The sequence below is a fragment of the Achromobacter sp. JCM 18799 genome (genome assembly GCF_055395645.1).
Map to the genome: position 1 here is coordinate 1,495,754 of NZ_AP043866.1, position 25,554 is coordinate 1,521,307.

The following is a 25,554-nucleotide window of genomic DNA, read 5'->3' on the forward strand; positions in this document are numbered from 1 at the left end:
ATAACAATTGCGGCCCGCAGGCGTGTCAGCCCAGCGGCGGCAGCATGTTGAACAGCAGCACCATGACCAGCCCCACCACCGACACGATGGACTGCACCACCGAGATGGTCTTGGTCGCTTCGCCCATGGTCATGCCGAAGGACTCCTTCACCATCCAGAAGCCCGCGTGATTGGCGTAGTTGAAGAACAGCGAACCGCAGCCGATGGCCAGCGCCAAGAGCGGCAGGTTCAGGCTGGGATCGGCGCCCGCCAGCGGCGCCAGCAGGCCCGCCGCGCCCACGATGCCGACCGTGGCCGACCCCGTGGACACCGACAGCAGCATGGCGATCAGCCAGCCCAGCGCCAGTGGCGGCAGCGAAAACTGATGCGTCAGCTGCACAATGGCATCGCCCACCTTGGCGCTGGTCAACACCTGCTGGAACGCGCCGCCGCCCGCGATGATCAACATGATGCCGGCGATGGGCTTGAGGCTCTTGCCCATGGCATCGCGCAGTTTTTCCGCGTCGCCGCCGCGCATCAGCACCAGGGTGAATGCGGCGAACAGCACGCCCAGCAGCATCGCGACCATCGGGTCGCCCAGGAACGCCGCCACGTGCATGGCGCGGGAATCCTTGGGCAGCAGCATCTCCGCGCCCGCGTGCACCAGCATCAGCAAGGCGGGCAGCAAGGCCGCCAGCACCCCCAGGCCCACGCTCGGCGCATTGCGGCCGGCGGCATCCTGGCGGGTCGTGGTGAACTGTTCCAGCAGCGCCTCGTCCGGACGCGTCGTCATGCGCCGCGAAATGAAAGCGCCATACAAGGGACCGCCGAAAACCATGGCCGGCAGCGCCGCGATGAAGCCGTAAATCATCGTCGGCCCCACCGTGGTCTTGAGCGTGGCGATCGCCGTCAGCGGCCCCGGATGCGGCGGCACCATGCCGTGCATCGCCGCCAGCGCCGATATCACCGGCACGCCCACGTACACGTAGGCCGAGCCCTTGAAGCGCTCCTGGCTTTCCAGCTTGCGCGCCACGCTGAAGATCAGCGGCAGCATCACCACCAGGCCGACTTCGAAGAACATCGGTATGCCGATGACGAAAGCCACCAGGGTCATGGCCCAGGGAATCATGCGAGGCGAGGTATGGTTCAGGATGGCATTGGCCAGGCGTTCGGTCGTCCCCGAATCCGCCAGGATCTTGCCCAGCATCGCGCCCAGCGCGATCACCACGCCCACCGCTCCCAGCGTCTTGCCCGCGCCATTGCTCAGGTTCTTGACGATGGCCACCGGCTCCATGCCGGTGGCGAAACCCACGCCGATGGAAACGATCAATAGCGCCAGCAGCGGATGCATGCGGATGCGCGAAACGATCAGCGCAACCAGCACCAGCACGCTTGCCAGCGCGGTAAGAAGCAATTGGACGTCGGAGGAAGACATGGACGGGCCTGGGAAAAAATGGGCGCGGCCCCGCGGCCGTTTGCCGTAAAGAACAGGAATTTTATGCCTGCCAAGCTGAACGCCCAGTCAGGAACGCCGCGCCTCCCGACCCTGTACAGCCCTCCACGGACCGGCGCCGCTAGCCCGCCGCCTCCAGCAATCCCGGCTTGCCTTCGTGCGCGGCCTGGGCGCGTTCGAGGATGAATTCGATGATCATCGAGATCGCCCGCGGGTGGTGGCGGTTGGGCATGTACAGCATATACATGCCGCGCCCGAAGATGCTCAGCCGCCACTGAGGCAGCGCGGCCACCAGGTCGCCGCGCGCGATGTCGTCGTGCACCACGTAATCCGGCACCACGCCCACGCCCAGCCCCGCCAGGGTCGCATCGCGCAGGAAGGCGTAGTTGCGCGAAATCACGGTCGGCTCCAGCACCACGTGCTGCCGCGGCTGGCCGCCGTAGTAGGCGGAAAGCCGCAAGGGGCGGCCGATGACCGCGGCGCTGATGGTGGGTGTGCGCGCCAGCTCTTCCGGATGCTGCGGCAGGCCCCGGGCGGCGACATAGTCCCGCGAGGCGCAGGCCACGTAGCGGACCTGGCCCAGCTCGCGCGCCACCAGGTTCTGCGGCGGCTCGGACATGATGCGCACCGCGATGTCGACCTCGTCGCGCAGCAGGTCATCGACACTGTTCTCGAACAGCACGTCCAGCACGATGTCCGGATAGGTCCGCTTGAACTCCAGCAGCCAGGGCGTCATCACGAACTGCCCGTAGCCGCTGGGCACGCTCAGCCTGACCTTGCCCTGCGGCGTCTTGCCCAGGGTCTCGACGGATTCACGCGCCGCCGCGAGTTCGTCCTGGATGCTGCGGCCGTGGCGATACAGCTTCAGTCCGATTTCAGTCGGTTCCACATGCCTGGTGGTGCGGCGCACCAACTGCATGCCGACCGAGCGTTCCAGCTGATTCAGGTGGTAGCTGACATTGGCGCGCGTCATCTTCAAACGGCGCGCGGCCTCGCTGAGATTGCCCGCGTCCAGGATTTCCACCAGCAAGGTCAGGGATTTGGTGTCCATTCGGGCCTCCACGCCGCCGCAATTCACCCCGGCATTGTCAAATTTTTTTGACCTCAATGTCAATTATCGATGCCATTGTCAAGACTTCTTTACTGCGAAAGAATGAGCCCATAAAAGACGGGCCGTTCCTGGTCCGCCCGGCCGGGCCCTGGCGGCCGCCCCAAGCGGCGTCGCAGCGGCAGGCCTCATCGGAGACACTGTCCATGACAGACAGCGCAAGCACCGGCGCGGCCAGCGCGCGCCGCTACGACGACATCCTTGTCGTCACCATCGACCATCCCCCCGTCAATGCCCTGAGCGCCGCCGTGCGCCGCAATCTGGCCGCGGCCGTGCGCGACGCCCAGGCCGATCCGCAAGTACGCGCCATCCTGCTGATGGGCGCGGGCAAGAACTTCATCGCCGGCGCCGACATCCGCGAATTCGGCAAGCCGCCGCAGCCGCCCATCCTGCCCGACGTCTGCAACCTGATCGAAGCCAGCGCCAAGCCGGTCGTGGCCGTGCTGCACGGCGCGGCGCTGGGCGGCGGGCTGGAAGTAGCGCTGGCCGCGCACTACCGCGTCGCGCTGGGCGGGGCCAAGCTGGGCCTGCCTGAAGTGAACCTGGGCCTGCTGCCCGGCGCCGGCGGCACCCAGCGCGCGCCGCGCCTCATGGGCGCGCAGGCCGCGCTGGACTTGATGCTGACCGGCAAGCACCTCTCCGCCAGCGCCGCCCTGGAAGCCGGATTGGTGGACGCGCTGTCCAGCGAAACCGATCCCCTGGACGCGGGCCTGGCCTATACCCGGCAATTGCTGGCGATCGGCGCCGGTCCGCGCCGCACCCGCGACGCCGGCGCGCTCGCCGACCGGGCCGCCGCGTTGGCCCAGGTCGAGGCAGCGGCCGAACGCGTGGCCCGGACCACCCGCGGACTGTACTCGCCCGGCAAGATCGTCGAGGCCGTGCGCGCCGCCATCGAGCAGCCTTTCGAGGACGGCCTGCGCACCGAACGCGCGCTGTTCCTGCAATGCCTGGACAGCCCGCAGCGGGCGGGCCTGGTGCATGCCTTCTTCGCCGAACGCGATACGGCCAAGATGCCGGGACAGCAGCCCGCCCGGGCGCGGCGGCTGGAGCGCATCGGCATCGTCGGCGGCGGCACCATGGGCGCTGGCATCGCCGTTTCGGCGCTGGACGCCGGCTTTCCCGTGACCATGGTCGAACAGGACGAGGCCGCGCTGGAACGGGGCCGCGCCCGCGTGGCGCAGGTCTACGAACTGCTGGTCCAGAAAGGCCGGATCAGCGCAGACGAGCGCGACGCCCGCATGGCGCGCTACACCGGTTCGACCCGCTACGAGGCGCTGGACGACGCCGATCTCATCATCGAAGCCGTGTTCGAGGACATGACGGTCAAGCAGGCCGTGTTCGCGCAGCTGGACCGCGTGGCCAAGCCCGGCGCGGTGCTGGCCACCAATACCTCGTACCTGGACGTCAACCTCATCGCCGCCGCCACGCGCGGCCCCGCCGACGTGCTGGGCCTGCACTTCTTTTCGCCGGCCAACATCATGAAGCTGCTGGAAGTCGTGGTGGGCGAGCACACCGCGCCCGACACCGTGGCCACCGGCTTCGAACTGGCCCGGCGCCTGCGCAAGATCCCGGTGCGCGCGGGCGTGTGCGACGGCTTCATCGGCAACCGCATCCTGGCCGTGCACCGCCAGGCGGCCGACATGATGATGGAGGACGGCGCCTCGCCCTACCAGATCGACGCCGCCGTGCGCGCCTTCGGCTACCCCATGGGCCCCTATCAGATGGCGGACCTGGCCGGCGGCGACATCGGCTGGGCCACGCGCAAGCGCCGCGCGCCCACGCGCGATCCGGCGCTGCGCTACGTGCAGATCCCCGACCGGCTGTGCGAACGCGGCTGGTTCGGCCAGAAGACGGGCCGCGGCTTCTACCTCTACCCCGATGGCGCGCGCCAAGGCGAACAAGACCTCGAAGTCCTCGCCATCATCGACGCCGAACGTACGCGCGCCGGCGTCGCGCCGCGCGCCTACACCCAAGAGGACATCCAGCGCCGCTACCTGGCCGCGATGATCAACGAAGCGGCCAACGTGCTGCACCAGGGCATCGCCCAGCGCCCGTCCGACATCGACGTGGTGTTCCTGTCCGGCTACGGCTTTCCGCGCCATCGCGGCGGCCCCATGCACTACGCCGACAGCGTGGGACTGGAGCGCGTGCTGGCGGACATCCGCGGCTACGCGCAGGAAGACCCCGCCTTCTGGAAGCCCTCGCCCCTGCTGGTGCAGTTGGCCGAATCCGGCCGCGATTTCGCCAGCCTGAACCAGGCCGCCTGACCCGCACTCCACACAGGAACACGCCATGCGCGAAGCCGTCATCGTCTCCACCGCCCGCACCCCCATCACCAAGGCGGGGCGCGGCGAATTCAACCTTATCGCCGGCCCCACGCTGGCCGCGCACGCGGTGCGCGCCGCCGTCGACCGGGCCGGCATAGACCCCGCCCTGATCGAAGATGCCTTCATCGGCTGCGGCTATCCGGAAGGCGCCACCGGCCGCAATATCGGCCGCCAGGCCGTGGTCCGCGCCGGCCTGCCGGTCAGCGTTGGCGGCGCCACCGTCAACCGCTATTGCGCCTCCGGCCTGCAGGCCATCGCCTCGGCCGCCAGCCGCATCGTCATGGACGGCGCGCCCGCCATGATCGCGGGCGGCGTGGAACTGGTCTCGCAGATCCGCACCCGCGACGACGGCGTGAGCGGCATGGATCCGTGGATCGTCGCCAACAAGCCCGAGCTCTACCTGCCCATGATCGAAACCGCCGATATCGTGGCGGCCCGCTACGGCATCAGCCGCGAAGCCCAGGACCATTTCGCCGCGCAAAGCCAGGCGCGCACCGAAGCCGCCCAGGCCGCGGGACGGTATCTGGAAGAGATCATCCCCGTCACCACGACCATGTCCGTCACCGATCGCGCCACCGGCGCCGTCAGCGAACGCGAAATCACCGTGGACCGCGACACCTGCAACCGCCCCGGCACCACCTACGAAGCCCTGGCCTCGCTGGCGCCGGTGCGCGGCGCGGGCCAGTTCGTCACGGCGGGCAATGCCTCGCAGTTGTCCGACGGCGCTGCCGCCTGCGTGCTGATGGAAGCCTCCGAGGCCCAGCGCGCCGGCATCCAGCCGCTGGGCGCGTTCCGCGGACTGGCGATCGCCGGCTGCGAACCCGACGAGATGGGCATAGGCCCGGTCTACGCCGTGCCCAAGCTGCTGGCGCGCCACGGCCTCAAGGTGCAGGACATCGACCTCTGGGAACTGAACGAGGCCTTTGCCTCGCAAGCGCTGTATTGCCAGCAGAAGCTGGGCATCCCGATGGATCGCCTGAACGTGGACGGCGGCGCCATCGCCCTGGGCCACCCCTTCGGCGTCACCGGCGCCCGCCTGGCTGGCCACGTGCTGATCGAAGGCCGCCGCCGCGGCGCCCGCTATGCCGTCGTCACGATGTGCGTGGGCGGCGGCATGGGCGCGGCCGGCCTGTTTGAAATCTACTGAGGATCCCCCATGGACCTGGAATTCACCCCCGAAGAAAACGCCTTCCGCGACGAAGTGCGGGCCTTTCTCGCCAGCAAGCTGCCCGAGCGCCTGTCCGCCAAGGTCGCGCAGGGCAAGCTGCTGACGCGCGCCGACATGGTCGAGTGGCACGCCATCCTCAACCGCCAGGGCTGGCTCGCCAGCCACTGGCCAATGGAATACGGCGGTACCGGCTGGAGCGCCGTGCAGAAGTACATCTTCGAAAACGAATGCGCGCTGGCCGGCGCGCCGCGCATCGTGCCCTTCGGCCTGAGCATGCTGGGCCCGGTGCTGATCAAGTACGGCAGCGAGGCACAGCGGCGCCACTGGCTGCCGCGCATCCTGGACGGTTCCGACTGGTGGTGCCAGGGCTATTCCGAACCCGGCGCGGGCTCGGACCTGGCCTCCGTCAAGACCACCGCCGTGCGCGACGGCGACAGCTACGTCGTCAACGGCCAGAAAACCTGGACCACGCTGGGTCAGTACGCCAACATGATCTTCTGCCTGGTGCGCACCTCGCAGGAAGGCCGGCGCCAGGAAGGCATCAGCTTCCTGCTGATCGACATGACGAGCCCCGGCGTGGAAGTGCGCCCCATCATCACGCTGGACGGCGAACACGAAGTCAACGAGGTGTTCTTCTCCGAGGTGCGGGTGCCTGCCGCCAACCTGGTGGGCGAGGAAAACCGCGGCTGGACCTGCGCCAAATACCTGCTGACCTACGAACGCACCAACATCGCCGGCGTCGGGCAATCCACGGCAGCGCTGGAACGCCTGAAGACGGTGGCCGCAAGACTACGCAAGAACGGACGTTCGCTATCTGAAGACCCGGACTTCGCTGCCCGGCTGGCGCGCGTCGAGATCGAGCTTGCCAATATGCGCACCACCAACCTGCGCGTGGTCGCGGCGGTTGCCGGCGGCGGCGCGCCCGGCGCCGAAAGCTCGATGCTGAAGATCCGCGGCACCCAGATCCGCCAGGAAATCAGCGCGCTGAACCGCCGCGCCATGGGGCCTTACGCCCGTCCCTTCGTACCCGAGGCGCTGCACGACGGCTACGACGCGCCGCCCATCGGCCCCGAGGGCGCCGAGAGCGCGGCCGCGCAGTACTTCAACAACCGCAAGCTGTCGATCTTCGGCGGCTCCAATGAAATCCAGAAGAACATCATCTCCAAGATGATCCTCGGACTGTAAGGGCCGGCCATGAATTTTGAACACACCGAAGACCGGCGCATGCTCTCCGACATGCTGCGCCGCTTTGTCGCCGAACAGAGCGACTTCGCCACGCGCGACCGCAACGCCCGCTCGGAGCGGGGCTACAGCCTGGAACTGTGGCAGCGCTACGCCGAACTGGGCGCCATCGGCGCGCTGTTTGCCGAAACAGATGGCGGGCTGGGCGGAAGCGGCTTCGACATTTCCGTCGTGTTCGAGGCGCTGGGCCGCGGCCTGGCCGTCGAACCGCTGCTGGACGCGCTCATGGTCGGCAGCGCCATCGCCGCCGCCGGCACGCCAGCCCAGCGCGAAGCCCTCGAAGGCCTGATCGCGGGCGCCATCACCGCCGCGCTGGCCCACGCCGAGCCCGGCTCCGGCTATGAGCTGGCGCACGTCGAAACCCGCGCCGAACGCAGCGCGGACGGCTGGGTGCTCAACGGCGCCAAGGCCGTGGTCGCGGCGGGCGAACACGCCGACCTGTTCCTGATCCCGGCCCGCAGCGCGGGCGGTCCGGACGACGAAGCCGGCATCAGCCTGTTCCTGGTCAGCGCCGGCACGCCCGGCCTGAAGGTGCGCGGCTATGGCCTGATCGACGGCGGCCGCGCGGCCGAACTGGTGCTCGACGGCGTACAGCTTGCGCCAGATGCCCTGCTGGGCGAGGCCGGCGCAGGCTACCCGCTGCTGGAGCGCGCCGCCGGCCGCGGCATCCTGGCGCTGTGCGCCGAAGCCGTGGGCGCCATGGACTGCGCCCGCGACGCCACCCTGGAATACCTGCGCACGCGCCGCCAGTTCGGCGCGCCCATCGGCAGCTTCCAGGCGCTGCAACACCGCATGGCCGACGTGCTGCTGGAAATCGAACAGGCGCGCTCCGCCGTGATCAACGCCGCGGCCGCGCTGGACCACCCGGACCGCGCCACCCGCGAACGCGCGCTGTCCGCCGCCAAATTCACCATCGGCCGCATCGGCACGCTGGTGGCCGAGGAAAGCATCCAGCTGCACGGCGGCATCGGCATGACCTGGGAGCTGCCGCTGGCGCACTACGCCAAGCGCCTGGTCATGATCGACCACCAGTTGGGCGACGAAGACCATCACCTGCGGCGCTACATCGCGCTGGGGCAGGCCTGAGCGGAGGACCACGCCATGACCCAGGTCCATGCCGCCCCGCCCCTCTCGCCGCCTTTCGCCGCCCCGTTCCCCGTGCGCAGCGCGGCGGACGTACAGCGGCTGCAGGCCCGCCCGCTGACCGAGACGCTCACGGTGCGCAGCACCTACGAGATCTTCCGCAACTCGGCCGCGGCCTTCGGCGACAAGACCGCGCTGACCTTTCTGCGCAGCGCCGACCCCGGCGACGCGCCGGTGCGCTGGAGCTACCGCGAACTGCTGGCCGGCATCCACCAGACCGCCAACCTGCTGCATGAACTGGGCGTGGGCCCGGGCGACGCCGTCGGCATCCTGCTGCCCGGCTGCCTGGAGTACCACCTGGCGCTCTGGGGCGGCGAGGCCGCCGGCATCGTCCAGCCTTTGAACCCCCTGCTGGCCGAGGACAAGCTCGCCTCCCTGATGACCACGGCGCGCGCCAAGGTGCTGATCGCCTATGGGTCCGACGTGGAATGCGGCTCCTGGTCCAAGGCGCTGCGCCTGCGCGAACGCGTGCCCACGTTGCACACGCTGCTGCGCGTGGCGCCCTTGGACGAGCCGCCCTCGGCGCGCCCGGCGCTGCCCGGGCATGCGCTGGATTTCAACGCTGCGCGCACCGCGCAGCCGGCCGACCGCCTGGTCAGCAACCGCGACATCCATGCCGGCGACGTGGCCGCCTATTTCCATACCGGCGGCACCACCGGCGCGCCCAAGCTCGCCATCCACACGCACGCCAACCAGGTCTTCAGCGCCTGGGCCGCGGTGCAATTGCAGAACGCCGGACCGGACGACGTGGTCATCAACGGCTACCCGCTGTTCCATGTGGCGGGCGTGCTGCCGGCATCCCTGGCCGCCTTGTCGGCGGGGGTCGAGACCGTCATCCCCACCACCCTGCTGCTGCGCAACCGTGACGTGCTGCGCAACTACTGGCGCCTGGTCGAACACCACCGCGCCACCTCGCTGCAAGGCGTGCCGACCATACTCGCGGCGCTGGCCGAGGTGCCGCTGGCCGGCGCCGACATCTCGTCGCTGCGCTATTGCCGCACCGGCGCCGCGCCCTTGCCCGCCGAGCTGGCCGCGCGCTTCAAGCGCCTGTTCGGGCTGCACGTCAACGAAAGCCTGGGCATGACGGAGATGGCGGGCATCTCCACCATTTCGCCGCCAGGCTGCGAGTTTCCGGTGGGTTGCGTCGGCTTTCCGCTGCCCTACGTGCAGGTACGCATCGTCGGGCTGGACGTGCCGGCTGGCGCGCCCGCGCGCGACCTGCCCGCCGGCACGCCCGGCATGGTGCTGTTCAAGGCGCCCAACGTGATCCCGGGCTTTCTGGACGCCGAAGACACGGCGCGCGCTTTCACCGACGACGGCTGGCTGATCAGCGGCGATGTGGGCTATCTGGACGAAGCCGGCCGCCTGCATCTGCAGGGCCGCGCCAAGGACCTGATCATCCGCAGCGGCCACAACATCGATCCCAAGACCATCGAGGACGCGCTCGCCTCGCACCCGTCGGTGCAGCTCTGCGCCGCGGTCGGCGCCCCCGACGCCTATGCCGGCGAGCTGCCCATCGCCTTCGTCACGCTGGCCGAAGGCGCGCGGGTGCAGGAAGCCGAGCTACTGGCCTACGCCGCCGAACACGTGGACGAAAGCCCGGCGCGGCCCAAGCGCGTCATCGTGCTGGACAACATGCCCATGACCAACGTGGGCAAGATCTACAAGCCCGATCTGCGCCGCCTGGCCACCGCCGTGTCGGCGCAGGCCGTGGTGGCGCGCACCCTGCAGGACGCTGGCCTGATCGACGACGGCGCGCTGTTCCGGGTCGAGCCCGACGCGCAGCCCGATATCGCAGTCCTGGCCGACGCCCGCGCGCCCGCGGCGCTGAAAGCCAGCCTGCGCGACGCGCTGGCCCGCCTGCCGGTCAAAGTCGTCCTGCGCGACTGAGCAGTCCCCCTCCCACACACAACAACACCCCAGGAGACAAACCCATGACCCACCAGCCCCTGCGGCGCGCCTGCCTCGGCGCCGCACTGCTCTCGATCGCCGGCGCCGCCCTGCCATTCGCCGCCGCGGCGCAAGGCGCCTATCCGTCCAAGCCCATCACGCTGATCGTGCCCTTCCCGGCCGGCGGCTCCACCGATCGCCACATGCGCATCGTGGCGCAGGACGCCTCCAAGTACCTGGGCCAGCCCGTCATCGTCGAAAACCGGCCCGGCGCCGGCGGCACCCTGGGTCCGGCCACCATGGCCAAGACCGCCAAGCCCGACGGCTACACCATTACCCTGTACACCCTGGCCATGCTGCGCATGCCGTACATGCAGAAGAGCAGCTGGGACCCCATCAACGATTTCACTTTCATCCTGGGTCTGTCCGGCTACACCTTCGGCTTCACCGTCCGCTCCGACTCGCCGTACAAGACCTTCAACGAATACATCGAGGCGGCGCGCAAGGCGCCCGGCACCATCGACTACGGCTCCACCGGCATCGGCTCATCGCCGCACCTGCTGATCGAGGAAGTCGCCATCAATGCCAAGGTGAAGCTGAACCACGTGCCGTTCAAGGGCAACGCCGACATGCAGCAGGCGCTGCTGGGCGGCCACGTCATGGCGCAGAGCGACGCCACCGGCTGGGACCAGTTCGTGGATTCCGGCAAGATGCGCCTGCTGGTCACCTTTGGCGAAAAGCGCACCACGCGCTGGCCCGACGTGCCTACCGCCCAGGAGTTGGGCTACAAGGTCGTGTCCACCTCGCCCTACGGCCTGGCGGGCCCCAAGGGCATGGACCCGGCAGTCGTGAAGACCCTGCACGACGCCTTCAAGAAGGCGCTGTTCGATCCCGCCAGCCTGGACGTCATGAAGCAGCTGAACCAGGAACCCGCCTACCGCAACAGCCAGGACTACAAGGAATGGGCGCAGGCCACCTACGTCAAGGAAAAAGGCCTGATCGAATACCTGGGCTTGATGGCGAAGTAGTAATAAGGGCCGCGGCGCCTTCAGCGCAGCGCCGCAACCTCGACTGATCTGGCGCCGCTGGCTTCCACCAGCTCGGGGTCGTGGCTGGCGAACAGCACCACCCGATCCTGCGCCCAGATCTTGAACTGTTCGGCCAGCACGCCGCGCGCCTGCGCATCCAGGCCGTTGCTGGCCCCATCCGCAATGATGACGGCCGGGTCGCCCAGGGCGGCGGCAGTCAGGTAGACCTTGCGCCGCGTGCCCGTGGACATCTGCTCGAAGCGCTTGTCCAGATGCGGCTCCAGCCCCAGCCGGAACGCCAGGTCCAGCACGCTGTCGGCCAGCGGCACATTTTTCTCCGCCGCAACCTGCTCCAGCAATCCGCGCCCCGTCTGCGCGGGCAGCGCCATGCAATTGTCGGGCACATAGGCCAAGCGGGACCGGGCTTGCGCCGGTGCCTGGGTCAGCGCGTGTCCGTCGATCCAGACCTCTCCCGCATCCGGCGCGATCACGCCCGCAATGATGCCCAGCAGCGTGGACTTGCCGGTGCTGTCTTCTTCGCATAACGCCACGCATCCGGGCGTGAACGTATGGGTCAGCCCCTGGAAGACGAGATGGTCGCCGTAGCGCTTGCCGAGATTGTCGATTCGTAGCATGGCCGGGAGTGTACGCAGGAATGCGGCGCTCGGCCATCGCCGCCTCGGCGTGGCGTCAACGCAGCAAATGTGAACTGAACTCAAATTTTTCCGCATTGACGATGTGGAAATCTGCATTTTTGCCGTACATTACGCGGCGTAAATAAATGTTAATTTTCAGCAAAACATTTCGAATTCTGTAACGGTTGCCTCGTCCGTTCGTGCTATCGGCCCAGTTGAGCGACCTACCACCAAGACGCATTTAGTTTCATTTACATCAATACAACGTCCAATTTTGCCGGGCTGGCATCGGCTCCGGCATAGAAGAGATCAATGAATCACGTCTATCGAGTAGTCTTCAACGCCGCCGCCGGCGTGTGGCAGGCCGTCAGTGAAATCGCCCGCGGGCCGGCAAAAAGCAGCAGTCCTGCCCGGCGCCTGCGTCGCGGCGGTGCACAACTGGCGGGCGCGCTGGGCATGGCGATGGTCGCCGCCAACGCCTACGCAGTTCCCCCCAGTCTGTACTGGGACGGCAGCCAATCCGTGGCGAACGGTTCGGCGGATGGCGGCTCTGGCATCTGGGATTACTCCGATACCAACTGGACTTCCGATATCGGGACGCCGAATCAATCCTGGAACGGCGGCAACGCGGTATTCTCCGGCCCCCCCGGCACCGCCGGCACCGTGGCGGTCGGCGGCCAACACAGCATCACGGGCCTGGAGTTCCAGAACGACGGCTACAAGCTGGTGGGCGGAGCCAATGGCCAGCTGAATACCAGCGGCATTGCCAATATTCGGGTCAATCCCAACGTGACCGCAACCTTGGGCGTCGCCATAGGCGGCAGCGGCACCCTGCGCAAACAAGACAGCGGCACGCTGGTACTCAACGGCAACAACAGCTATACCGGCGGCACGATAATCGAGGCCGGCCGTCTGGAGGTCGGCAGCAATACCGCTCTGGGCAGCGGCGCCCTGACGGCGCTCAACAACACGGTTCTCGACGCCAATAACAAGGTGGCCCTCGACAACAATGTGAATCTGATGGGCAGCGTGGGGATAGGCGGAAGCGCCGACCTGACGCTGAACGGCGTCGTTGACGGCCCAGGAGGATCGCTGATCAAGAACGGCGCCGCCAACCTTGCCTTGAACGGGGCCAATGTCTACCAGGGGGGCACCACGCTGAACGCCGGCACGCTGACGGTGGGCAACGATCAGGCTTTGGGTTCCGGCGGCCTGACCGTGGGCGGCGCTTCCACCCTGACGGCAAGCAACACCGTAACGCTAGGCAACGCCATCGCCCTCAATGCGAACCTGACGGTTGCCGGCGACAATGACCTGACCTTGAATTCGCTGATCTCGGGCCCTGGCCAATTGGTCAAGACCGGCACTGGCACGCTCACCCTCAACAACACCAACCCCGGCCACGCCGGCGGCATCGCCCTCAATGGCGGCACATTGGCGTTCGCCAACGCGACTTCCCTGGGGAGCGGCACGCTGGTCGCCAACGGCACGGCCACGCTGAAGAACAACGGGCCCGTGATGCTGCAGAACGCCATCAGCGTCAATGGCGAACTGACCATGCAGACCTCGAATCCGCTGCAATTGGCCGGCCCATTGAGCGGCAGCGGCAAGCTGATCAAGACTGGCGCGGAAGAATTGCTCCTGTTTACCAGCAACACATACTCCGGCGCTATCGACATCGAACAAGGGTACGTCACGACATTCGCCAACAATGCTCTGGGTACCCCCGGCAGCGTGAAGTTGGCCGCAGGCACTGTTCTGACCCTTACTGGCAACGCGCAGATTGGGGCTCTTAGCGGCAGCGGCACCACCAGCACCGGCGTGGCCAGCTTGCTCCAACTGGGCGGCACCAACGCAGACAGCACCTATGCCGGCGCGCTGGTCGGCGGCGGTTCGGTTGAAAAAGTGGGCATTGGCACACTGGAACTCTCGGGCAACAGCTCCCTGAGCGGCCCTGTCACCGTCAAAGCCGGCACCCTGAAAGTCAGCGGCGCCTTGAACAACACCGGTGTCACCGTCCAGAGCGGCGGCACCGTGAGCGGCGGCGGCGCCATCAACGGCACGCTGACCGTTGCCAACGGTGGCACCCTGGCCGGCAGCAGCGGCCAGAAACTGACCGCGGGCGCGATAGACCTCTCGCAGACCTCCAATATCAATGTCGCGCTGGGTGCTCCTAGCACGGGCAATCCCGCGCTCTTCCAGGCCAACAACGGCTTGACCTTGGATGGCGTGTTGAACATCACCGATGCCGGCGGGCTCGGCAATGGCGTCTACCGCCTGTTCGACTACTCCTCCGGCAACCTCGTGAACAACATCCTCGACTACGGCACCTTGCCTGGCACGATGCCCACGTCGGAACTGACGTTGCAAACCTCGGTCACGAATCAGGTCAACCTGATCGTCGACTCGCCGAACCGGACCATGCAATTCTGGGATGGCGCCGCCACGGTGCCCGACGGCCTTATCGCTGGCGGCAACGGCTCGTGGGATTCCACAAACACCAATTGGACCGACTCCAACGCCGTTCTCAATCGGTCGTGGATCGGCCAGTTCGCCGTATTCCAAGGCCAGGCCGGCACCGTGACGGTGAAGGGCGAGCAGACCGTGAACGGCATGCAATTCATGACCGATGGCTACCAACTGGCGGCAGGCATCGACGGCAAGCTCATAGCGGTCAACCGCGATGGCGGCAATTTCGCCGTGCGGGTCGATCCGGGCGTCACCGCGACGATCGGCGTGGACATCAATGGCACCGGCACCCTGCAGAAGCTGGACCAGGGCAAGCTGGTGCTCAATGGCAACAACGGCTACCAGGGCGGTACCCTGCTGGCGGGCGGCACGCTCGTGGTCGGCAATAACAACGCGCTGGGCACGGCGACCCTGACCGCTACAGGCGGCACCACGCTGGACAACAACCAGGCCCTCACGCTGACCAACCAGATCGTTGCCCAAGGCCAGCTGAACCTGGGCGGCAGCAATAACCTGATCCTGAACGGCGACATCGCCGGCAACAGCGGCGGCCTGAACAAGAACGGCAGCGGCACCCTGACCCTGGGCGGCAACAACTCCTTCGGCGGCACGATGGCGCTGAACGGCGGCACGCTGGTGCTGGCCTCCAGCAATCCGCTGGGCAACAGCACCCTGACTGCCGCCTCCGGCATGCAGCTGGACAACAGCGTGGCATTGAGCCTCGCCAACACGGTCAACCTGGCCGGCGACCTGAGCCTCGTCGGCAACCAGGACCTCACTTTGGACGGCCTGGTCAACGGCACAGGCGGCCTGGCCAAGCGCGGCACGGGCAAGCTGACCTTGAACGGCGCCAACACCTTCCAGGGCGGCGTCAACCTGACGGGCGGCAACCTGGCCGTGGGCCACGACGCCGCGCTCGGCGAGGGCACGCTGACCGTGCGCAACGCGGCCACCCTGGAAGCCAGCCGCGCGGTGACCCTGGCCAACAACGTGCAACTGAGCGCTTCCCTGACGCTGGACGGCAGCAATGATTTCACCCTGAACGGCGTGATCAACGGCTCCACCGAGCTGGTCAAGAACGGCGCCGGCCGACTCACCCTCAATGGCGAAAACCGCCATAGCGGCGGCACCACGGTCAATGCCGGCGACTTGAGCCTGGGCAATGCCGCGGCGCTGGGCACCGGCATGCTGACCGTCACGGGCAACACGCAGCTGGACACCGCCGGTCCGATGCGCCTGAACAACGACGTCAATGTAGGCGGCACGCTCAAGGTGGCGGGCAACAACAGCCTGATCCTGGATGGACAGCTCAACGGCAACGGCACGCTACGCAAGACGGGCGCGAACGACCTCTCGCTCACCAGCAGCGCCAACACCTTCAGCGGCATGATCGATCTGCAAGGCGGCAGCTTGACCACCGCGGGCAACAACGCGCTGGGCCAGAATGCCACCGCGAACGTGGCAGCCGGCGCCAATCTGTTCATCACCAATCTGGCTCGTCTGGCCAGCCTGAACGGCAACGGCACCGTAACGGTCTCGAACGGGAACAACCTGACCATCGGCGCCAACGGGGCCAACAGCAACTTCGGCGGCCAGCTCGACGGCATGGGTTGGTTGACCAAGAGCGGCACGGGATCGATGGTTCTTTCCGGCAACAACACGCTTACCGGCCAGACCTCAGTCAGCGCCGGCAGCCTGTGGGTAGACGGCTCGCTCGCCAGCACCAATGTGATGGTGTACAGCGGCGCTGCCCTGGGTGGAACCGGCAGCATCGCCGGCGACGTGACGCTCCAGAGCAACGCCACCCTGAACTTGACGGACGGCCACACCCTGTCGGTCGGCAGCATGGGGCTCGGCACCCAGTCGATCGTGAATGCCAGCCTGGGCGCCCCCGCCCTGGGCGGCGGCACTGCCTTGGTGAACGTGACCGGCAACCTGCAGCTGGGCGGCACGCTCAATATCAGCGACGCCGGCGGCTTCGGCACCGGCGTGTACCGCCTCATGAACTATGGCGGCAGCCTGACCAACAGCGGCATGCGCTTCGGCAACCTGCCCAGCAATGTGCAGGCGCCCGACCTGACGCTGCAGACCTCCGTCGCCAACCAAGTCAACCTGCTGGTCGCCGCGCCCAACGTCACCGTGCAGTTCTGGGACGGCTCGCAAACCGTCGGCAACGGCGCGATCGAAGGCGGCAGCGGCACCTGGGACGGCGCCAACGCCAACTGGACCGGCGTCGACGGCAACGGGAACCGCTCCTGGGCCGGCAACTTCGCGGTGTTCCAGGGCGCCGCAGGGACGGTCACCGTCGCAGGCGCGCAAAGCACGACGGGCATGCAGTTCTTGACCGACGGCTATGTCCTGGAGCCCGGCTCGCTGGGATCGCTCAACCTGGTCAACGGCGGCTCGGGCTACGCCTTCGTGCGCGTCGATCCCGGCGTGACCGCGACCATCAACGCCCCGCTCGTTGGCAGCGGCACGCTGGCCAAGGTCGACCCCGGCACCCTGGTGCTCAACGCGTCCAACGGCTATACCGGCGGCACGGCGCTCAACGGCGGCACGCTGGTGCTGGGCAACGACAAGGCCTTGGGCAACGGCCTGCTGACCGCTGCCAACGGCACCACGCTGGACAGCAACACGGCAGTCACCGTGCGCAACAAGGTCGCGCTGAACGGCGCGCTGACGATCGCCGGTTCCAACACCATGGAGCTGAACGGCACCGTCGGCGGCGCGGGCGGCCTGATCAAGAACGGCGCGGCCAACCTGACCCTCAGCGGCGTCAACAGCTACGTCGGCGGCACCCTTCTGAACGCGGGCGGCCTGATCGTCGGCAACGGCGCCGCGCTCGGTTCCGGCACGCTGACGGTAGGCGGCGCGGCCACGCTGGACAACACCCAGGCGCTGGCGCTGGCGAACAACATCGCCCTGAACGCCGGCCTCACGGTGCAAGGCAGCCAGGACCTGACGCTCAACGGCAACATCTCGGGCGCGGGCAGCCTGACCAAGAACGGCGCCAGCACGCTGACGCTCAACGGCGCCAACAGCTACACCGGCGGCACCTACGTCAACAGCGGCACGGTCGCGTTGGGCGCGGGCAGCAGCCTCGCCGCCACCGGCGTCGTGACCGTCGCCAACGGCGCGACCTTCGACCTGTCGGCAGGCCAAGGCGCCCAGGTGTTCGGCACCCTCGCGGGCGCCGGCAACATCAAGATGGGAACCAACACCCTGCTGGCGGGCGGTTCGGCCGACGGCATCTTCGCCGGTTCGGTCATCGGCACCGGCACCCTGGTCAAGCAGGGCTCGGGCACGCAGACCCTGACCGGCGTAAACAGCTATACCGGCGGCACGCTGGTCGCGGGCGGCACCTTGCGCGCAGGCTCCGCGACGGCATTGGTCCAAGGCACCGGCTATCAGGTATTGACGGGCGCCGTGCTGGACCTCAACGGCAACTCGCTGCTGGCCAGCAGCCTGAGCGGCGGCGGCACCGTGGCGCTGGGCGGCGGGCGCTTGACCGCCGACATCGCGGCGGGCAGCGCGTCCACCTACATGGGCATCTTCGTGGGCGGCGGCGACCTGGTCAAAACCGGCGCTGGCGCACTCGCGCTGACCGGCGGCAGCACCTTCACGGGCGGCGTGCAGCTCAAGCAAGGCAGCATCGCCCTGGGCCATGCGCAAGGCCTGGGTACGGGCACGCTGGCCATGGACGACGGCACCGTCATTAGCCTGATCGCCAACGGCATGACCATCGCCAACGACCTGGCCATGACGGGCACCAACGACCCGGTCATCGACACCGGCGCCAACACGGCCACCTGGGCCGGCGCCATCACCGGCGGCGGCTTCCTCACCAAGCAGGGAACCGGCGTCCTGACGCTGACCAGCGCAGGCAACAGCTACACCGGCGCGACCGATGTCGCGCAAGGCACGCTCAAGGCCGGCGCGGCAAACACCTTCAGCAGCGCCTCTGCCCACACCGTGGCCAGCGGCGCGGTGCTGGACCTGGCAGGCTACAGCCAGACCGTGGCCAGCCTGAACAACAGCGGCGCGGTCAATCTCAGCGGCGCCACGCCGGGGGCCGTGCTCAAGGTCACCGGCCCCTATGTCGGCAACAACGGCAAGTTGGGCGTTTCCACCGCGCTGGGCGCGGACGGCAGCGCCACCGACAAGCTGCTGTTGAGCGGCCCCAGCGCCATCGCCAGCGGCAGCACCACGGTGCAGATCACCAATGCCGGCGGCCTGGGCGCACAGACAGGCAGCCAGGGCATCCAGGTCATCGCCACCGAAAACGGCGCCAGTCTGCAACCCGGCAGCTTCACCCTCGCGGGCAACCATGTCGACGCCGGCGCCTATGAGTACCGCCTGACCCAGACGACGCAGGGAGCCGCGCTGCACTCGACCAACACGCAGAACCCCGGCCCCGGCGTCACGCCGGCGCCCGCCTACCGCGAAGAAGTGCCGCTGCTGTCCTCCCTGCCCGCGCAACTGCGCCAGGCGGACATGGCGATGCTCGGCGACATGCGCAAGCGCATGGGCGACGACGCCGCTCAAGGCGCCATCGATCAGGACCCGAACCACCGCGCCTGGGCCCGGGTGCTGCGCACGGCGCCGACCATCACGCAGCAAGGCACGGTCAATCCCGAGAGCAGCGGCCACCTGACCGGCTTCCAGGCAGGCGTGGACGTGTACGCCGACCGCAACCTCAAGGCCGGCCTGTACGTGGGCCAGCTGGACGGCGACATGGGCGTGCGCGGCTTCTCCAGCGGCATGGAGCGCAAGTACGCGGGCTACAACAACCTGCGCGGCCGCTACGTCGGCCTGTACGGCACCTGGCAGCATGACTCCGGCCTGTACGCCGACGCCGTGATCCAGGGCGCCGACTACCGCAGCAGCCTGCGCACGGCCGACACCGGCGCTGGCGCCACCACCAAGGGCCACGGCTGGCTGGCCTCGCTGGAAGTGGGCAAGCCCTTCGACCTGGGCGGCAGCTGGCAGTTGGAACCGCAAGCGCAAATCATCTACCGCAAGCTCAACCTGGACGACACCACGCTGAGCCTGGCCAAGGTGAAGAACGATGCGGACGATGACTGGACCCTGCGTCTGGGCGCCCGCGTCAAGGGCAGCTACAGCATTGGCGGCACCGTGCTGCAGCCCTTTGCCCGCGTCAATCTGTACAAGGCCAGCAACACCACCGACGTGGCCAGCTTCAGCGCTCCAGCCGGCACCACCGACATCCGCGCCAAGGGCGGCTACACGTCGACCGAGTTCGCGGTGGGCGCCATGCTGCAGCTGACCAAGAACACCAGCCTCTACGGCGACGTGGGCAAGCTCTGGGCCAACAGCGGCGACAGCCGCGTCAAGACCGGCGCGCAGGGCTCTGTCGGGTTGAAGGTGCTCTGGTAAGCCTCGTGACCTGGGCCGGGCAGCCGGTCCCTGGCATGCCCAAGCCCGCAGCGGTCCGTCCGCTGCGGGCTTTGTTTAGGCTGGGTCCCAGGGTGGCGGCATGCCGCTACCGCGCCAGGACCTCCTGAGCAATCACCACACCCGGAACACCCGCCCCGTCTGCGCGCCTTCCACGCTGCGGCTGTAGGCCAGCGCGACGCGGCTGGCCGGCGCGGATTCGAAGCCCTGGAAGTACGGCCCGTAGGCATCCAGCGATTCCGTCAGGACCGTGGGGCTGACCGAATTGATGCGCACGCCCCGCAGTTCCACGGCGGCGCCGCGCACGAAACCGTCGATGGCGGCATTCACCGCGGACGCATTGGCGCCGTAGCGGATCGGTTCATCGGTCAGGATGCCGCTGGTGAGCGTGATGGAACCGCCTTCGTTGACGTAATGCTGGCCGATCAGCGCCAGATCCACCTGCCCCAGCAGCTTGTCGTGCAGGCCGATCTTGAACTGCTCCGCCGTCATTTCGGCCAGCGGTCCGAAGTGCAGGCTGCCGGTGGTGGAGACGATGGCGTCCACCTTCCCCACGCGCTCGAACAAGGCGCGGATGCTGTCGCTCCGGGTCACGTCGACCTGATGCTCGCCGCGCGTCTTGCCGACGGCAATGATGTCGTGGCGCTGGCCCAGCTCTTGGGCGACCGCGCGGCCGATGGTGCCGGTGGCGCCGATCAGGATGATTTTCATGGGAACTCCGATTCGTATGTTGTGGGGTGCGCCCGCGATATCGCCAGCGCTTGTACGCATTCTGGCCAAGGACGCATCCTGGAAAAATCCTAGAATGGTGGGTTCACTTCACACTCAGGGTGCGTAATCCATGGACCGCTTGCTCAGCATGGAAGTCTTTGTGGCGGTCGTTGAGCTGGGCAGCCTGACCGCGGCGGCGGCCCGCCACGAGATGTCGCCCGCCATGGCGGCCAAGCACATCAAGGGCCTGGAAGCGCGGCTGGGCCTGAGGCTGATGAACCGCACCACGCGCCGCCAGAGCCTGACGGAAGCGGGCCAGGCCTATTTCGCCCGCTGCAAGGTGATCCTGTCGGACATCCGCGATGCCGAACAAGGCGCCGAAGCCATGCGCGCGGCGCCGCGCGGCCATCTGCGCATCACCTCCACCGTGACCTTCGGGTCGTTCGCGCTGGCCCCCGCCATCGCCGACTACCTGTCCGAGTACCCCGACGTCAGCGTGGACCTGGCCTTGAGCGACGCCGTCGAAGACGTGGTGGCCTCGCGCTACGACCTGGCGGTGCGCATCGGCGAACCCGCCGATTCCAGCCTGGTCGCGCGCAAGATCGGACGCTACCAGATGATCATCTGCGCGGCGCCCGCCTATCTGGAACGCCACGGCACGCCCGAAACGGCAAGCGACCTGGCGCGCCATCAATGCCTGGACTTCTCCTACTGGAACCGCCGCACCGGCTGGCGCCTGAACGCGGAGAATGGCGGCGCGGCCTACCCTGCGGGCCGCTTCGTGTCGAACAACGGCCAGGCGCTCAGGCAGGCGGCGCTGGCCGGATTCGGCATCGTGCTGCAGCCGGAGCTGCTGCTGGCCGAAGACGTGCGCGCGGGCCGACTGGTCCCGATCCTTGAATCGGCCTGGCCCGTGGCCCGGCCGATCACGCTGCTCTATCCCAAGGACCGCAAGGCCCTGCCCAAGCTCACGACCTTCGTGGAATTCATGGTGAAGAGATTCACCCGCGCCGCGAAGTAAGCGCGGCGGGTGTCACGCAAGGTCCGCCGGACTCCGAACCCGGCTACCGACAGGCAGCGGCCTCGTCGAACAGCCAGTCGCGGAAGGCGGCCAATCGGGGCAGCTCCCGCTCCTGCGGCCGATAAACAACGTAGTAGGCCAACGCGGAGGGAACCGCCAACTGCGGAAACAGGCGCACCAGGCGGCCGGCGGCGAGATCATCATGCGCCATCACGCTGCGGGCCAGCGCCACGCCATGGCCATCGATAGCCGCCTGCAGCACCGCGGCGGAATTGTTGATCTTCATGCCTCGGGCCGTGGATACGCCTTGCACGCCGACTTTCTCCAGCCACATGGCCCAGGTCGGAAATCCCGTCTGCGCGTCCATCGACAGATCATGGATCAAGGTCTCGCCCGCCAGCTCGGCCGGACGCTTCACCGCCTTGCGCCGACGCAACAGTTCCGGGGAGCAGACCGGGTAGACCTCTTCGTCCATCAGCTTTTCCGCCGCCAGGCCGGGCCAGACGCCAGCGCCATAGCGCACACCGATATCGATCTGCTGGGCCGCGAAATCCACCGGCTTGAGGTTGGTGTCCAGGCGCACGTCGGTATCGGGCCAGGCGTGCTGGAAGCGCTCGATCCGGGGCAGCAGCCACTTGGCGGCGAACGCCGGACTCACGGCCACGGTGAGCATGCCGCTCAAGGAACCTTCCTTCAAGCGCTCCAGGCCGAGTGCCAGCTTGCCGAGCCCCGCCTGTATCTCCGGCAACGCGCGTTCAGCCGCCGCCGTCGGGACCAGCCGCGCCTTGCCGCTGGCGCCGCGATGGAACAGCGGCGCGCCCAGCCATTGCTCCAGCGCGCGCACGAGCTGGCCCACCGCGGCAGGCGTCACGTGCAGCTCGGCCGCGGCTGCCGAAAAGCTTTGATGGCGCGCGCTGGCCTCGAAGGTGCGCAGCGCGTTGAGGTGCGCAAGAGACTTCATGACGATAAAGTTTTTCTTTCTATTAGAGGTAGTTTATCTGGTTTGTCTGCTGCTGCCGATTGGCCAAGAATACGCTCTATCTCTAGCCTTTTCAGCACATGGCAGCCAAGGGCCAGACGTCATCCTGAAATAGCTTTTCTACCAATATCATGCTTATCAATGCCGATTTCTCACGCAACGTCGTCGTAACGCCGGAGCAGTACCAATGGATGCCGTCGCCGCAGCACGGCGTGGAACGCATGATGCTGGACCGCGTGGGCGGCGAACAGGCGCGCGCCACCAGCATCGTGCGCTACGAGCCGGACAGCCGTTTTCCACCGCACGCCCATCCCGGCGGCGAAGAAATACTGGTGTTGTCCGGCACTTTCTCCGACGCCAGCGGCGACTATCCGGCAGGCTGGTACCTGCGCAATCCGCCCGGTTCCGCCCATGCCCCTTCCAGCAGGAACGGCGCCACCATCTTCGTCAAATTGCGGCAGATGCCCGCGGATGAACAATCCATCGTGCGCATCGACACGCGCGATCCCGCTGCCTGGACGCGCGAGCGCGGCGGCGAAACCTGCCCGCTTTACTCCGCGTCCTATGAGCAGACTTGCCTGCGGCGCCTGCCCGCCCACGCACCGCTGCCACGGACCGCGGCCGCGGATGCGGAAATACTGGTGCTGGCCGGATCAATTGCCGATGGACAAGCCTCTTACCCGCAAGGCAGCTGGCTGCGCCTTGCCCGTGGCGCGCACGCCGCGCTCGCCGCTGGCGCCCAGGGCGCTACCGTCTATCTGAAGACCGTCCATCTGCCGGACCCGAACGGCGGGAGCCAGCCATGACGACACAAGTGGACACCGTCATCGTCGGAGGGGGACTCTCCGGCCTGTACGCGTCCCTGCTGCTGCAACGGCATGGCGCCGGCAGCCATCTGCTGCTGGAAGCGCGCGACAGGCCCGGCGGCCGCATCCTGGGCGCAGGTTCCTACGATCTGGGCCCCACGTGGTTCTGGCCTGCGATCCAGCCCGGGCTTGGCGCCATCGTCCGCGATTTCGGCTTGTCTATCATCCCGCAACACGAAGCGGGTTCCATGATGGTCGAGCGTTCAGGAACGCCGGTGCGCATGCATGGCTACCCCAGCCATCCGGCGTCCATGCGGCTGGCGGCCGGCATGAGCGGCCTGATCGATGCCCTGCGCGCACGCCTGGATCCGGCGCGCATCAAGCTGGGCCAGACCGTGACCCGGCTGCGTGCGACCGGCCCCGCCATCGAAGTGCACGCGCGGGACAGCGAGGGACGGCCCAGCGTCTTTCAGGCCTCGCGAGTGCTGCTGGCCGTGCCTCCGCGCCTGGCGCAATCCCGTATCGATTTCGACCCTCCGCTGCCGAGCGCGCTGGCAACGCAATGGCGCGGCACGCCGACCTGGATGGCTCCCCATGCGAAGTACCTCGCCGTCTACGGCTCGGCATTCTGGCGCGAGCAAGGCATGTCTGGCGCGGCCCGCAGCAGCCGCGGGCCTCTGGCCGAGGTCCACGACGCGAGCACCCCGCAAGGTCCTGCCCTGTTCGGATTCGTAGACGTGCCCGCGGCGGCGCGCCGTTCCGTCGGCCAGGACGTGCTGATGGCCCACAGCCGCGCGCAGCTCGCCCGGCTGTTCGGCCCCCAGGCGCTCAAGCCCGAGCGGGAGTTCTACAAGGACTGGTCGCAAGACCCCGACACCTCCACGGCGGCGGACTGCATGGATGGCGGCGCGCACCCGGCCGCACCCGCGGTTGCGGCCGAGACTGGCGTATGGGCGGGCCGCCTGGCCGGGATAGCCAGCGAATGGTCCGCCGCATTCCCCGGCTATCTGGCTGGCGCCATCGATGCCGCGGACGCCGGCGTGAAGTGGCTGCTGGACCGCGCTGCACCCGCCCCCAACGCGGTCCCGCCCGGAGTCCCCGCCCGATGACGCGCGTCCCTTCCACCTATCGCGCCATTCGGACCACCGCGCCCGGCCGGCTCGAATTCGTTGAATTGCCCACGCCCGAACCCGGCCTCGGAGAAGTACTGCTGCGTGTCGAAGCCTGCGGCGTCTGTGGCGCCGACGCGGCCGATATCGACAATCCGGCGCTGCAACGGCCGCGCATCCCCGGCCACGAAGCCGTCGGGCGCGTCGCCGCGCTCGGCGCGGGCGTCGACGCCCACTGGAACATCGGCCGACGCGTCGGCGTGGGACGCCTGGGCGGTCATTGCAGTACCTGCGCGCAATGCCGCCAAGGCCTCTTCAATCTCTGCACGAATCAACCGGTAGTCGGCGTCACCCAGGACGGCGGCTATGCCGAACTGATGCTGGCCCGGACGACCGGACTGGTTGCCATACCCGACGAGCTCGACGCCATACAAGCCGCCCCGATACTCTGCGCCGGCATCGCCACCTTCAACGCGCTCAGGAAATGCGGGGCGCAGGCCGGCGATCTCGTCGCCGTGCTGGGCATAGGCGGCCTGGGCCACATGGCGCTGCAATACGCCCGCCGCATGGGCATGAAGGTTGTAGCCATCGGCCGGGGCTGCGACATAGCCGCTGACGCCTTGCGCCTGGGCGCCCATGTCTACATCGACAGCAACGGGGAAGACGCCGCGCAACGGCTCCTCGGCATGGGCGGCGCACAAGCGCTGATCGCCACCATCACCGACACGCAGGCCGTGTCCGAGGCCATGCGCGGACTGGCTCCGCAAGGCCGCACGATGTTGCTGGGCGTGGGCCGCGTCCCGCTGGCGGTGCCTCCGGGCTTTCTGGTGGGCGGCGAGCGGACCGTTGCCGGGTCCATGACCGGCACGCCCTGGGAAACTGAAAAAGCGCTGAACTTCAGCGTACTTGCAGAGGCGCTGCCCATGGTCGAGACTCTACCCCTGGAACGCGCAGCCGACGCCTTGCTGCGCCTGAAGTCCGGCGATGCGAAGTTCCGCGTGGTCCTGACCATGGACGCCGCGCGGGAACGACGCCGCACATGGCAAACCGCTACCCATACCAACTAAAACC

16 protein-coding genes are annotated in these 25,554 nt (G+C 67.9%); 11 read left to right on the plus strand and 5 right to left on the minus strand.

The features are described from left to right. Positions 1-25 precede the first annotated feature (25 nt). Positions 26-1,414: a GntP family permease gene (locus tag ACZ5YA_RS07185; RefSeq protein WP_059373075.1), complete on the minus strand. Its 1,389-nt coding sequence runs from the start codon at positions 1,412-1,414 to the stop codon at positions 26-28. Between the two features lie 139 nt (positions 1,415-1,553). Then, positions 1,554-2,483 (minus strand): LysR family transcriptional regulator, encoded by a 930-nt coding sequence (locus ACZ5YA_RS07190; RefSeq protein WP_059373077.1) that lies wholly within the window; start codon positions 2,481-2,483, stop codon positions 1,554-1,556. A gap of 203 nt (positions 2,484-2,686) precedes the next feature. On the opposite strand from ACZ5YA_RS07190, the gene ACZ5YA_RS07195 reads away from it, so the two are divergent. From ACZ5YA_RS07195 to ACZ5YA_RS07220, 6 genes are read left to right on the plus strand one after another with little or no spacing between them, the layout of a single operon-like run. After that, positions 2,687-4,807, plus strand: a complete 2,121-nt coding sequence (locus tag ACZ5YA_RS07195) for a 3-hydroxyacyl-CoA dehydrogenase NAD-binding domain-containing protein (RefSeq protein WP_464092260.1) — start codon at positions 2,687-2,689, stop codon at positions 4,805-4,807. 25 nt (positions 4,808-4,832) lie between these two features. Then, positions 4,833-6,014 carry an acetyl-CoA C-acyltransferase gene (locus ACZ5YA_RS07200; RefSeq protein ID WP_118933274.1) on the plus strand — a complete coding sequence of 394 codons (1,182 nt, stop codon included), beginning with the start codon at positions 4,833-4,835 and terminating at the stop codon, positions 6,012-6,014. A gap of 9 nt (positions 6,015-6,023) precedes the next feature. Next, positions 6,024-7,220: an acyl-CoA dehydrogenase family protein gene (locus ACZ5YA_RS07205; protein WP_464092261.1), complete on the plus strand. Its 1,197-nt coding sequence runs from the start codon at positions 6,024-6,026 to the stop codon at positions 7,218-7,220. A gap of 9 nt (positions 7,221-7,229) precedes the next feature. Then, entirely contained in the window at positions 7,230-8,363 is a 1,134-nt protein-coding gene (locus ACZ5YA_RS07210) for an acyl-CoA dehydrogenase family protein (RefSeq protein WP_464092262.1), read from the plus strand. Between the two features lie 15 nt (positions 8,364-8,378). Beyond that, positions 8,379-10,310 (plus strand): acyl-CoA synthetase, encoded by a 1,932-nt coding sequence (locus ACZ5YA_RS07215; protein ID WP_464092263.1) that lies wholly within the window; start codon positions 8,379-8,381, stop codon positions 10,308-10,310. Positions 10,311-10,354: 44 nt separating this feature from the next. Further along, positions 10,355-11,338: a tripartite tricarboxylate transporter substrate binding protein gene (locus tag ACZ5YA_RS07220; RefSeq protein ID WP_059373090.1), complete on the plus strand. Its 984-nt coding sequence runs from the start codon at positions 10,355-10,357 to the stop codon at positions 11,336-11,338. A 20-nt stretch (positions 11,339-11,358) separates the two neighbouring features. On the opposite strand, the gene ACZ5YA_RS07225 is transcribed toward ACZ5YA_RS07220, so the two are convergent. Continuing rightward, the gene (locus ACZ5YA_RS07225; RefSeq protein ID WP_118933278.1) at positions 11,359-11,973 is read right to left on the minus strand and encodes an ABC transporter ATP-binding protein; all 615 of its coding nucleotides are present in this window, start codon (positions 11,971-11,973) and stop codon (positions 11,359-11,361) included. A gap of 312 nt (positions 11,974-12,285) precedes the next feature. Here ACZ5YA_RS07225 and ACZ5YA_RS07230 point away from each other — a divergent pair, with 312 nt between their 5' ends. Further along, positions 12,286-19,839, plus strand: a complete 7,554-nt coding sequence (locus ACZ5YA_RS07230) for an autotransporter-associated beta strand repeat-containing protein (RefSeq protein ID WP_464092264.1) — start codon at positions 12,286-12,288, stop codon at positions 19,837-19,839. A 132-nt stretch (positions 19,840-19,971) separates the two neighbouring features. On the opposite strand, the gene ACZ5YA_RS07235 is transcribed toward ACZ5YA_RS07230, so the two are convergent. Beyond that, on the minus strand, positions 19,972-20,568 hold the full coding sequence (locus ACZ5YA_RS07235; protein WP_059373096.1) for a short chain dehydrogenase: 597 nt from the start codon (positions 20,566-20,568) through the stop codon (positions 19,972-19,974). A gap of 130 nt (positions 20,569-20,698) precedes the next feature. Between ACZ5YA_RS07235 and ACZ5YA_RS07240 the strand changes: the two genes are divergently transcribed. Beyond that, entirely contained in the window at positions 20,699-21,589 is an 891-nt protein-coding gene (locus ACZ5YA_RS07240; protein WP_118933280.1) for a LysR family transcriptional regulator, read from the plus strand. 43 nt (positions 21,590-21,632) lie between these two features. On the opposite strand, the gene gcvA is transcribed toward ACZ5YA_RS07240, so the two are convergent. Then, positions 21,633-22,550 carry a transcriptional regulator GcvA gene (gcvA, locus tag ACZ5YA_RS07245; protein WP_464092265.1) on the minus strand — a complete coding sequence of 306 codons (918 nt, stop codon included), beginning with the start codon at positions 22,548-22,550 and terminating at the stop codon, positions 21,633-21,635. 149 nt (positions 22,551-22,699) lie between these two features. On the opposite strand from gcvA, the gene ACZ5YA_RS07250 reads away from it, so the two are divergent. From ACZ5YA_RS07250 to ACZ5YA_RS07260, 3 genes are read left to right on the plus strand one after another with little or no spacing between them, the layout of a single operon-like run. Continuing rightward, positions 22,700-23,374 (plus strand): cupin domain-containing protein, encoded by a 675-nt coding sequence (locus ACZ5YA_RS07250; protein ID WP_464092266.1) that lies wholly within the window; start codon positions 22,700-22,702, stop codon positions 23,372-23,374. Then, complete coding sequence (locus ACZ5YA_RS07255) at positions 23,371-24,483, plus strand: flavin monoamine oxidase family protein (RefSeq protein WP_464092267.1); 1,113 nt, start codon at positions 23,371-23,373, stop codon at positions 24,481-24,483. Before ACZ5YA_RS07250 ends, ACZ5YA_RS07255 begins: the two co-directional genes overlap by 4 nt. Continuing rightward, entirely contained in the window at positions 24,480-25,550 is a 1,071-nt protein-coding gene (locus ACZ5YA_RS07260) for an alcohol dehydrogenase catalytic domain-containing protein (protein ID WP_464092268.1), read from the plus strand. Before ACZ5YA_RS07255 ends, ACZ5YA_RS07260 begins: the two co-directional genes overlap by 4 nt. The last annotated feature ends 4 nt before the right edge of the window (positions 25,551-25,554 follow it).